The organism is Paenibacillus sp. Soil522, from assembly GCF_001428245.1.
Classification (GTDB): domain Bacteria; phylum Bacillota; class Bacilli; order Paenibacillales; family Paenibacillaceae; genus Pristimantibacillus.
Genome location: NZ_LMRV01000102.1, coordinates 3801 through 13904 on the forward strand (window position 1 = coordinate 3801; position 10104 = coordinate 13904).

General features: G+C 47.6%; 6 protein-coding genes, 4 tRNA genes and 6 pseudogenes. 2 read left to right on the plus strand and 14 right to left on the minus strand.

Going from position 1 to position 10104, the window contains the following annotated elements; genetic code table 11:
• Positions 1 to 177: 177 nt before the first annotated feature.
• From ASG81_RS28070 to ASG81_RS28110, 10 genes and pseudogenes are all read right to left on the minus strand, one after another.
• Positions 178 to 351 (minus strand): hypothetical protein, encoded by a 174-nt coding sequence (locus ASG81_RS28070; RefSeq protein ID WP_155972022.1) that lies wholly within the window; start codon positions 349 to 351, stop codon positions 178 to 180.
• 451 nt (positions 352 to 802) lie between these two features.
• Positions 803 to 1180 carry a GerAB/ArcD/ProY family transporter gene (locus tag ASG81_RS34265; protein WP_442952972.1) on the minus strand — a complete coding sequence of 126 codons (378 nt, stop codon included), beginning with the start codon at positions 1178 to 1180 and terminating at the stop codon, positions 803 to 805.
• A gap of 41 nt (positions 1181 to 1221) precedes the next feature.
• Positions 1222 to 1742 (minus strand): annotated as a pseudogene (locus tag ASG81_RS34270) (GerAB/ArcD/ProY family transporter); the annotation flags it as partial.
• A gap of 73 nt (positions 1743 to 1815) precedes the next feature.
• Positions 1816 to 2097: pseudogene (locus tag ASG81_RS34275) on the minus strand (GerAB/ArcD/ProY family transporter); the annotation flags it as partial.
• Between the two features lie 42 nt (positions 2098 to 2139).
• A complete protein-coding gene (locus ASG81_RS28090) occupies positions 2140 to 2388 on the minus strand; it encodes a hypothetical protein (RefSeq protein ID WP_056642643.1) in 249 nt (82 codons plus the stop codon).
• A gap of 329 nt (positions 2389 to 2717) precedes the next feature.
• The gene (locus tag ASG81_RS34280) at positions 2718 to 3032 is read right to left on the minus strand and encodes a Ger(x)C family spore germination C-terminal domain-containing protein (protein WP_442952973.1); all 315 of its coding nucleotides are present in this window, start codon (positions 3030 to 3032) and stop codon (positions 2718 to 2720) included.
• Between the two features lie 69 nt (positions 3033 to 3101).
• Positions 3102 to 3987: pseudogene (locus ASG81_RS34285) on the minus strand (Ger(x)C family spore germination protein); the annotation flags it as partial.
• 34 nt (positions 3988 to 4021) lie between these two features.
• Positions 4022 to 4327 carry a spore germination protein gene (locus tag ASG81_RS33345; protein WP_442952974.1) on the minus strand — a complete coding sequence of 102 codons (306 nt, stop codon included), beginning with the start codon at positions 4325 to 4327 and terminating at the stop codon, positions 4022 to 4024.
• A gap of 81 nt (positions 4328 to 4408) precedes the next feature.
• Positions 4409 to 5693 (minus strand): annotated as a pseudogene (locus ASG81_RS28105) (spore germination protein); the annotation flags it as partial.
• Between the two features lie 112 nt (positions 5694 to 5805).
• Complete coding sequence (locus tag ASG81_RS28110) at positions 5806 to 7461, minus strand: GMC oxidoreductase (protein ID WP_056642654.1); 1656 nt, start codon at positions 7459 to 7461, stop codon at positions 5806 to 5808.
• A gap of 169 nt (positions 7462 to 7630) precedes the next feature.
• On the opposite strand from ASG81_RS28110, the pseudogene ASG81_RS33350 reads away from it, so the two are divergent.
• Together ASG81_RS33350 and ASG81_RS33355 are read left to right on the plus strand one after the other, a co-directional pair.
• A pseudogene (locus tag ASG81_RS33350) lies at positions 7631 to 8383 on the plus strand (ThuA domain-containing protein); the annotation flags it as partial.
• A gap of 81 nt (positions 8384 to 8464) precedes the next feature.
• Positions 8465 to 9493: pseudogene (locus tag ASG81_RS33355) on the plus strand (aldose epimerase family protein); the annotation flags it as partial.
• A gap of 106 nt (positions 9494 to 9599) precedes the next feature.
• Here the strand turns inward: ASG81_RS33355 and ASG81_RS28125 are convergent.
• The 4 genes from ASG81_RS28125 to ASG81_RS28140 form a co-directional block, all read right to left on the minus strand.
• A tRNA-Leu gene (locus tag ASG81_RS28125) sits at positions 9600 to 9679 on the minus strand.
• A gap of 14 nt (positions 9680 to 9693) precedes the next feature.
• Positions 9694 to 9769, minus strand: a tRNA-Lys gene (locus ASG81_RS28130).
• A 7-nt stretch (positions 9770 to 9776) separates the two neighbouring features.
• Positions 9777 to 9852, minus strand: a tRNA-Val gene (locus ASG81_RS28135).
• Between the two features lie 24 nt (positions 9853 to 9876).
• Positions 9877 to 9952: transfer RNA gene (locus ASG81_RS28140), tRNA-Val, on the minus strand.
• Between the last annotated feature and the right edge of the window lie 152 nt (positions 9953 to 10104).

A 10104-nucleotide genomic window follows, 5' to 3' on the forward strand; every position in this document is an offset into this window, starting at 1 on the left:
CACCGGATGCGCTTGTGATCGCATCCGCCATCATTGCACAAGCGGATGTTTTTGTTACAAATGATCTTCGATTGGAACAAGTGGAAGAAATACCTTGTAAACGTATGGATCAATTATAAATTTGAACAAAGGCTGTCCCTGCTAAATGGGGTACTACCCCTTATAATGGAACGATTCTCACCATATCCATTTTTTCAGCCGCGCGGCATATCCGTTGGCATACCTTTTCAATTCAAATGGCTCTAGCCTCCGTTCTGCCGAATCTACCTGTACTTCATACCCCATGACCTGTCCGCCATGACGCACGCAGAAGTATTGGCGGGATGGTTTCTGGAAACATGGTTCCGTCATTCCCATCCTCAGTTGTAAGGTTGAGATTACCCTTTGTAATCTCCTGCTTTTCACGCAGCTTGGCGCTTATAGCAGAACTTGTCATACTGTCCCGTTAGCGCAACGATGTGTTGTTTAATTAATAACTTTAATCACTTAAACTATTTTCATAAATATCAAGAAACTTAGATACCATTATGCCTTGTTTTATGACCGCTTCATCTTTAGTTTCAAGTTGCCAAGCATATGTCATATAGTCTTTATAATTCTTATTACTAATAGAGAACATAAGAAAAACTCCGGTCTCAGGCATATCGGATTATCCCATACCCGGAAAAGAGTGGAGCATTTATTTGGCAGTCAAGCTTCCATGAAGATGGCAAGGAGCCTAGGTTCAAGAGACAACCGTAACCGTTGAGCTGCCGAAGCTTCCCGCCCACGCCGGTCAGCAATCAAGCGGTTAGCTTATCGATCAGCTCGAAGGCTTTCTAAACAACGAGACAGTTATGATTAGTGCTAAAGGTAAGATAAACCCGAACCATGCCCAGAGCGGGTGAACGACCGAAATGACCTCTACCCAATCCATATCCGAATCAAAGCCGACAAGCGTATTCAGAAAAGCAATGAGCGCGATTGGCGTAACGATCAGTTTATAATCCTTGAACTTAAATAATTGCGACACGAGCAGGCTTATCACGTACAACGTAATCGTGGCTTTCATATAAGAACCGGCGATAAGCGACATGCCGATAACCGACTCAATTCTTGTGATGATTTCCTGAACATCGATCGTGCGGGCAAGTTCATAGATCGAATACTTCTTCACCCCGGCAAGCGGTCCAAATAGCATGATCGTACAGATCGTTGAAATGCACAAAGTGGCAATATTANGTGCGGGCAAGTTCATAGATCGAATACTTCTTCACCCCGGCAAGCGGTCCAAATAGCATGATCGTACAGATCGTTGAAATGCACAAAGTGGCAATATTAATAGATAATGCCAGAAACATGGCACGGTTTAATTTGCCGTCGGTACCTTTTTTGACGAATGGAAAAAGCATCGTAAACAGAAAGCATTCGGCATAGGGAAAGCCGGAGGAGAAAAAAGCGCCTTTCAGGATCGGCTTTATACCGTCCGGCATAACGGGAATAAGAAATGCGAGATCATAATTCTCTATTGCAAGCAGGAGGACCGCTGCAATAAAGGCTGCAATAAGCAGCATGATCAGCAAAAACATTCTGGCGATGACCTCGATGCCTGCCCGAACGCTCAAGGCCGCTACCATATAGATCAAAGAAGTGAATGCATATGTCGGTGTTTCTCTCAGCATTGTGCTTCTCATGAACAGGCCGATATCAAGAACAATTCCCGTCAGCATGTGAAACATCATAGAAAGCGGAAGCACGGACATAATGGCGGTCGGCCATACTCCGATCAGATTACGGCTGTATTCGACAAAGGTCTTATCCGGATACCGCCGGTGNCATCATAGAAAGCGGAAGCACGGACATAATGGCGGTCGGCCATACTCCGATCAGATTACGGCTGTATTCGACAAAGGTCTTATCCGGATACCGCCGGTGTAAATAGAGTATGCAGCCTAGCAGCCCCATACTGAATCCGCCCGAGATCAGAAGCGACACCCATGCGCCGTTCCCCGCTTTGCCGATGAGCGGACTCGGAATGTTAATGATGGAAGACCCGGTCATAAAGGCGAAGAAGAGAACTCCCATTTGCTGGGGACTAACCGTTTCCTGTTTACTCATGCTTATCTCCTCCTCTGCTTTATCTCCTCCTCTGCTGCAAAATCATGGTTTGGGCACTGTCAGCCATTTATCGATTGCACGTGCTGTATCGGTAAGTGTGAGATCAACCAGATCATAGACCCAAATAAAGTTCAGATTTCCCGCATAACTGACACCGAGGTACAGCGAGATGATGATAAGGATGTTGTAGACTGCCTTCTCTCCCTTGTCCGAGCTTCTTTTCAGAAGCGAACGATCATACAAAAAAATCGCGCTGTATACAATCAACAGGACAATTATGCGTTCACTCACACCGATCACTCCCTTATAGCTTTACGAAGCGAAACGCTCTTCGTAAACACTCGCTATTTACCGATCTTCCCCCGATACAGTCGGTTTGCCTATAACCGTTCCAGTCGTTACAAGCTGTAATTTWACTTGAATATCGAAAGGGATTTTCGCATACTGCTCGTCCCATCTTTATCCTTATAACGTTCAATGGAGCCAAGCTCAGTAGATTTACCCTCGCTGTCCACTATGCCATAACCTAACGTCTCTGGACAAAGACCGATAACGCCTCTAGTCAAGACGCCNCCCTTATAGCTTTACGAAGCGAAACGCTCTTCGTAAACACTCGCTATTTACCGATCTTCCCCCGATACAGTCGGTTTGCCTATAACCGTTCCAGTCGTTACAAGCTGTAATTTWACTTGAATATCGAAAGGGATTTTCGCATACTGCTCGTCCCATCCTTCTTTCATTTTATTCCATTGTTTCGGATGCGCACCTGCAATCTTGTTGCCAATCCCGATAATATCCGATCTTTTCTTTTGAAGAAATTGGGCCGTCTCTAACATTTGATGCTTTATTTGTTCCTCCATTTTATGCGTGAATTCAGCTTCATCTTTTTTTGTTTTAATGTTTGTGCACTTCAATTCCCCGACTGCCCCTTGCACCTGGGACTTGACCTGTACGTGTACCTTATTTCCTATGAGCTTTGGTTTCAATTTCGTTTTAAAGGAAANTGCACTTCAATTCCCCGACTGCCCCTTGCACCTGGGACTTGACCTGTACGTGTACCTTATTTCCTATGAGCTTTGGTTTCAATTTCGTTTTAAAGGAAAGTATTTCAAGCGACTCCGTTTCAAATTTTTTTCCGGGACAAGGGACTTCGATAGCCCCGGATACAATCTCATTCCGCAGCATAACCAGCCCCTCCACTTTTTTGGRAGATAGAATACCCGTCATTTTTCCTTTTTTGATAAGGGCTAGGCCTGCCGAGTTTAAAACATCCTTWTTTTTCTTGTCTTCATAAACATAGGTGATGGACGCATCCCCCTGCGGACTGTTCATTTGCAGCGCCAATTTGAGCAGAGTGGTGTCCAACGACTTGGCGGAGCTTTTGAAGGATACTTGCTTGGTCAGCATAAGCTGCTGGCCAATCGTCTGTTCAATTTCCGGCTTTTTCTCCAATATTTTTTCGGCGCGTCCTTTCGCGATCATGATGGAAACCGTGTGCCGCGGCTCATGATCACGATAAAAAAGATCAATCAGCTTGCCGACGTCGGTTGCTGCGGCCAGCTTCTCTCCCACCAAAATAATACGCAAATGGCTCCACTTCGCTTTTCTTCCCAAATGAAGCGGAATGTCGCGAATCGCTTCTAATAGGGAGTCATCCGACGTCCTGATCAAAAGGTTTTTGGTTTGTTTTGTTCCTGAGCCGCTGCTAGCACCTTTCGTGTTGGACGGACGGTAGATTTGTGTCGTTAAATCGAGTGTCCCGCCCTTACCCTGATCCAGCGCAATGGCCATCGCAAACCCGGATTCATCCAGCTCCTCTTTGTTCCAGCAGCCAGGGAGTATGAGCAGAACGGCCGACAACCATATAATAACCATGCCTTTTTTCATCATATCTCATTCTTTCCGGATTCAAATTTGTTGTAAGCTACTTATTTGGTCTAGAAACGTTATTGCGGACGGAGCGAAGCAAAACTTTCAACGGAACCCTTACCAATACATCCCGCATCCGACTAAACTGAAACGGGGCGAGCGATGCCAGATAAGGTTGCCCAAGCGAGCGAAGCTTGCATAGATGAAGCAAAATAAGCAGGAACATAATCATAATGCCGAAGCCTCCCATTATAGTAGCGGAAAGCATTAGCGGGAACCTCAGTATCCGAAGCGATATGGCAATGCTGTATTGAGGAATCGCAAACGATGCGATACCCGTCAACGCGACGATGATGACCATGATCGGCGAAGCGATACCGGCGCTGATCGCCGCTTCCCCAATGACGAGTGCCCCAACAATGCTTACGGTGGAACCGATCGNACGCGACGATGATGACCATGATCGGCGAAGCGATACCGGCGCTGATCGCCGCTTCCCCAATGACGAGTGCCCCAACAATGCTTACGGTGGAACCGATCGGCTTTGGCAGCCGGACTCCTGCTTCCCGCAGCAGCTCAAAGAAAAACTCCATAAGGAGCGCTTCAAAAAAGGCTGGCAGCGGTATACCTTCCCTCGTATCGATAATCGCAAGCAGCAAAACCGTAGGAATCAGCTCGGTATGGAAGGTCGATAAAGCAATATAGATGCTCGGCAGTGTCAAAGCAATTATAAATGCGACGATTCGAAGCCACCGGATCATGGTCGAATATACCGTTCTTTGATAATAATCCTCGCTGGATTGGAAAAATTCCGTGAACAAGCCCGGACATAATAAAATACTTCCTGTGCCCTGCACCAAAACTACAATCTTGCCCTCCAGCATGCCGGCCACTGCCACATCCGGACGTTCCGTATACCGATGCTGGGGGAAAGGCGACCAGGTGGAATCCTCGATTAATTGTTCGATATAGGCGGTCTCCAATACTTCCATATGGCTAAGTTGTGCCACTCTGCTTTCGAATTCCTTCAATACTTCGGAGTCTACTGCGCCTTCAACATATCCGTAAACAACTTGGGTATGCGTTTCCCCGCCCGTAACGATCGATTGTATTTTGAAATTCGGGGTGCTTAGACGCATCCGGAGAAGTCCAATATTCTTTTTTAAGTTTTCAACGGTGCTTTCCCTAGGCCCTTGAACAACCGATTCATTGGCCGGTTCTGTGATCTGCCTCGACTCGACCTTCATCGATTTATAAACTAAAGCCTTATTCCACTGATTATAAAAAATGACGATATTGCCGAACGTAATTTGTTCCACCGCTTGATGGAAATCTGCAATGATATCCGCTTTTTTCTCGGAAACCCCGTGCTTCTCAAAAAAGGAGATGACATCCTGCGGTATGATATCCTCAGCGGGACCGACCTCATGCGTAACGAGATCCTGAAGGGAAGCCTTCATATAATTATAAATTTCACCTTGCATGAGTGTTTCGAAATAGATAGAGCAAGCCCTATGCTGCATTTCGGGGCCGTAAGACCAGTACCGGAATACGATGTCAGAATTTTTGGCGAAAATCTCTTCCAGCTGACGGAGATTATCGTCCAGTTGATCACTGATCGGCTGTTTGGGTTTGTCGGTCGGCTGCTTGTTGTTCATCCCTGTCTGTCCGCTTGACTGCGCCGTTCCGGTTGACTGTGATGAAACGCCTGAAAGACTGTCACTCATGGAATATCACCCTGTTTTCGCTTTTCTCTTTGGTGATAGTATGGTTCTTATTGACAGTAACTATGCAGTTTTTCCCACGGAAGGGGAGAGTATAAAAGCCTTTGATCTGAATTCAGCGCAGCTGCGACATAATATAATCCGCTGTTCGTATTGCCAGAGCTGCTGTTGACAAGGTTGGATTGGAGGCTCCCAACGATGGAAGAACACTGTTATCGGCGATATAAAGACCCTCCACACCGTGAATTTGTCCGTACCGGTTCGTTGCCGAAGTATTAGGATCATTGCCCATCCGGCATGTTCCGGCATCGTGGTTATCGGCTCCCGGCGGCAGCAAGCAAATGGCTAGCGCTCCTTCCAGCGTGGCTATGCGTAACTGCATCACCGAAGAAGCATGCACAATACCGGCGTACATCTGCTGAATGACAGCTTCATCCTTCGCGCTGTAAGAAAAGTCTACCTGAAGCTCCGGCATTCCGTACTCATCCCTCCGGCTGGGATCGACAAACACTCTGTTTTCGTAACGGGCTTCCACTTTACCGGAAACGTAAAAACTGATTCCCCATTCATCCTTAACCGGCTTGTGCTCATATTGGTAGTTAAAAAATTGTTCGGGACCTTGAAGCTGCAGCCTATAGGGCCGTTCTTCCAGCTCAGGCACGACAATTCCCAACGCGCCGAGCGGTTCAGCGAAACCGGCGGTATTCACGCTCGCTGATGGAATCAAGTACGAATGGTTAATAAGATAGCGGCCAATCGCATCTCCCTTAATTCCCGAGTTAAGCAGTATTCGCGGAGTTTGCAGCGCGCTGGCCGATAAAATAACATTTTTCGACCTGATGACATAAGATTTCTTATCCGGGGTCATCACCCGAACGCCGACTGCCCTGCCGCCTTCCGTAACCACTTGCGCTGCATACGTATTAACGGCCAAATCGAAGGGACGCCGGCTTAAAGCTCTCGCCAGAAAGACGATCGAGCTAAAAAACACATTGGAATGCAATTTGCCCAGGCGGGTCTGGTCCAGATCGGTAGCAACCGGAATAACGTCCGCATTGAAGTATCCGTTTGCCCGAAGCCGGTCAAGCAGCACCTGCGTAATCGACGAATCTTTCGTATACGAGGTTGTCACATTCATGACTTCTTCGGCGATATTGTAATAGAGCTCCATTTCTTCGAGCGAGACAGGCCAGCTTGCTATTTCATAGTTTGGGATACGGGGAGAGACCGCTCCCCATAACAGCGTTCTTCCTCCTAAAGCGTAAACCAGCTTCAAGCCGGAATATTGCGGAAGCCTGTTTCCGATTAAATCGGTTATTTGCGGAGGGGCATACAACCTAAATTTTACATCGTTCATGGTAGCTATATTGGCGACATGAGTCGGCAGGAAGCTCGGTCCTCGTTCCACCATACCGATCCGCTTATCGTTATTTCCCCATTGCTCGCATAATCTCCACAGGGCTGCTCCTCCCCCTGCGCCCGATCCGACAATCAGGACATCGTATTCGTTATTAGCCATCTCTTCAGCTGAGGTGAGCGGAATCCAATCATGAATAAATTCAGATTGCGGCACCGGCGGGCAGAAGGGGGCTACTACCCTGGCTTCCGCCTTTGGCAGTGATTGCGAGGGGATGTTAACGCTCACTCCCTCGATGATGACGTCAGGACTTTGAATATGCGGATTGAACGACAGCAATTGCTCTAATCCCACCTGATACCGGTTGCCTATTTTTACGAGGGTATCTCCCTTATCCGCGACATAAATCCTCATATATAATCACTTCCTTTTATGAAAATATATGCTCCCTATAACTAGGCTAATGACTTCCGGATTGCATATCCCGCAATAAGTGAAAGAAACGCTAGTCCATTTCCGGCGGGCGGTTGTTTTCCTTTTGGCACGCACATATATATCCCTATATAGAGGAGGGATTCCGGAGATGAATGTAATGATTGGCAGCGGCCCGCTATATGAGATGAAACCGATACATGTAACGATTTGGAATGAATTTATTCAAGAGAGGACGGAGCCGAAAGTAGCGTCTATCTATCCGCGAGGCATACATACGGCTATTGCTGAAGGCATCGGGCGCTATGGCTTCCTCATTCATACAACAACCTTTGATCAGCCCGAGCATGGCCTTTCGCAGGCGGTGTTAAACCAGACGGACGTATTGATCTGGTGGGGGCATTTGGCTCATGAGCAGGTTGCAGATGAAATTGTCGAAAGAATTTATGCAAGGGTGCTTCAGGGGATGGGACTCATCGTTCTCCATTCCGGACACCGGTCAAAAATATTCAAAAAACTAATGGGAACGACCTGTGATCTGAAATGGAGATCCGATGCTGAACGGGAAAGAATTTGGGTAGTCGATCCCTCGCACCCGATTGCCGAAGGGCTCGGCGAATATTTTGAGCTGCAGCATGAGGAAATGTACGGTGAGTTTTTTGACATCCCTTCACCCGAGGAGCTCGTTTTTATTAGCTGGTTTCAGGGCGGCGAAGTGTTCCGCAGCGGTTGCGCCTATCAACGCGGGCTTGGCAAAATCTTTTATTTCCGGCCGGGAGATCAAGAGTATCCTACCTACTATAGCAAGGATGTTTTGCGGGTTATAGCGAACTCGGTCCGCTGGGCAGCCAGCCCGCATGGAGCAGCACCGACATACGGAAATACGGCGCCGCTGGAAAAAATCATCCAAGATGATCCTCCCCTGCCTGTTCAAGCGAAAAAAGGCACCGGCTCCATAACGAAGCATTTTTTCGGTCAAACACCCGATGGCCAGCCTGTTTATCTATACGTCTTAACGAATAAAAACGGTATGCAAGCTTCCATCATGACTTATGGCGGCATTATGCTTACGCTCAAAGTGCCGGATCGATACGGATCGCTGGATGATATTAATTTGGGCTATCCCGCGCTGGAGGATTTTATACGGACCGGCAATAAACCTCACTTCGGGGCATTAATCGGACGCTACGCCAATCGGATCGCAAATGGCCGGTTCACGCTTGACGGAAAAACCTACAACTTGTCTGTAAATGAATATCCAAACACGCTGCATGGCGGAAAACGGGGCTTCGACAAAAGGGTTTGGGAAGCAGATGAGGTTTATTCGGATGACGCGGTCGGGCTGGCTCTAAGCTATTTGAGCAAAAACGGCGAAGAGGGCTTTCCCGGGAACCTTCGTGTTCAAATTATGTACTCCCTTACGGACAACAATGAGCTGAGAATCGATTATGCCGCCACAACCGATACAAAGACGGTAGTAAATCTGAGCCAGCATAACTATTACAATTTAGCCGGCGAGGACAAAGGAAATATTTTGGAGCATATCGTAACGATTAATGCCGATCGATATACGCCGGTCAAGCGGGATTTCATACCAACGGGCCAAGTACTGGATGTTGCCGGCACTCCCTTCGACTTCCGTAAACCGATGTCAATCGGCTCCCGAATCGATTCGAACGAACCGCAAATCCGAAATGCGAAGGGTTATGATATTAATTTTGTGTTAAACCAAAACGGGCCTTCCCTGTTATTCGCAGCCAGCGTATATGAACCAAAATCAGGCCGCTTTATGGAGGTTTACACCACCCAGCCGGCAGTCCAATTTTATACGGGCAACAATCTTGACGGCAGCGATATCGGCAAATCAGGCAAAGCCTATCAGCGTTATGCCGGCTTCTGTCTGGAGACGCAGCATTATCCGGACTCCCCAAATCACCCTAACTTCCCCAGCACGGAGCTGCTGCCCGGACAATTATACAGGCATACATCCATTTTTAAATTTTCTGCCATGTAAACATTGCAGGGTAAAGCAGCAGCTTCAATCAGGGAGATGTCGATTTTATTGATCCCTCTAAAAAACAAAAAAACCTTGCTGAGCAAGGTGTAGGTTTAAAATATGATGCGCGTAGAGGGACTTGAACCCCCACGGTTGCCCGCCAGATCCTAAGTCTGGTGCGTCTGCCAATTCCGCCATACGCGCATGTGAGATAAAAATGGTGAGTCATGTAGGATTCGAACCTACGACACCCTGATTAAAAGTCAGGTGCTCTACCAACTGAGCTAATGACTCATAATAATGGTGGAGGCTGACGGGATCGAACCGCCGACCCTCTGCTTGTAAGGCAGATGCTCTCCCAGCTGAGCTAAGCCTCCGTCTGAACAATAAAACCCACCGNATGGTGGAGGCTGACGGGATCGAACCGCCGACCCTCTGCTTGTAAGGCAGATGCTCTCCCAGCTGAGCTAAGCCTCCGTCTGAACAATAAAACCCACCGGATGCGGGGGTGTTTCTTGACGTGTTTGCACGCTGAAAACTGGATACGAAAGATAGGTTTGCTGAACCTTTTTAGCTGCTGTCTGCCGGATGTATGGGTCCTGGCAAACGTTTTAGGATAAGCCCTCGAC

What these genes read in the sequence shown, in the direction of transcription:
- ASG81_RS28070 (WP_155972022.1), bottom strand. Translation starts at nt 351, where the DNA reads ATGACGGAACCATGTTTCCAGAAACCATCCCGCCAATACTTCTGCGTG.
- ASG81_RS28110 (WP_056642654.1), bottom strand. Translation starts at nt 7,461, where the DNA reads ATGAGGATTTATGTCGCGGATAAGGGAGATACCCTCGTAAAAATAGGC.
- ASG81_RS33345 (WP_442952974.1), bottom strand. Translation starts at nt 4,327, where the DNA reads ATGGTCATCATCGTCGCGTTGACGGGTATCGCATCGTTTGCGATTCCT.
- ASG81_RS34265 (WP_442952972.1), bottom strand. Translation starts at nt 1,180, where the DNA reads ATGCTATTTGGACCGCTTGCCGGGGTGAAGAAGTATTCGATCTATGAA.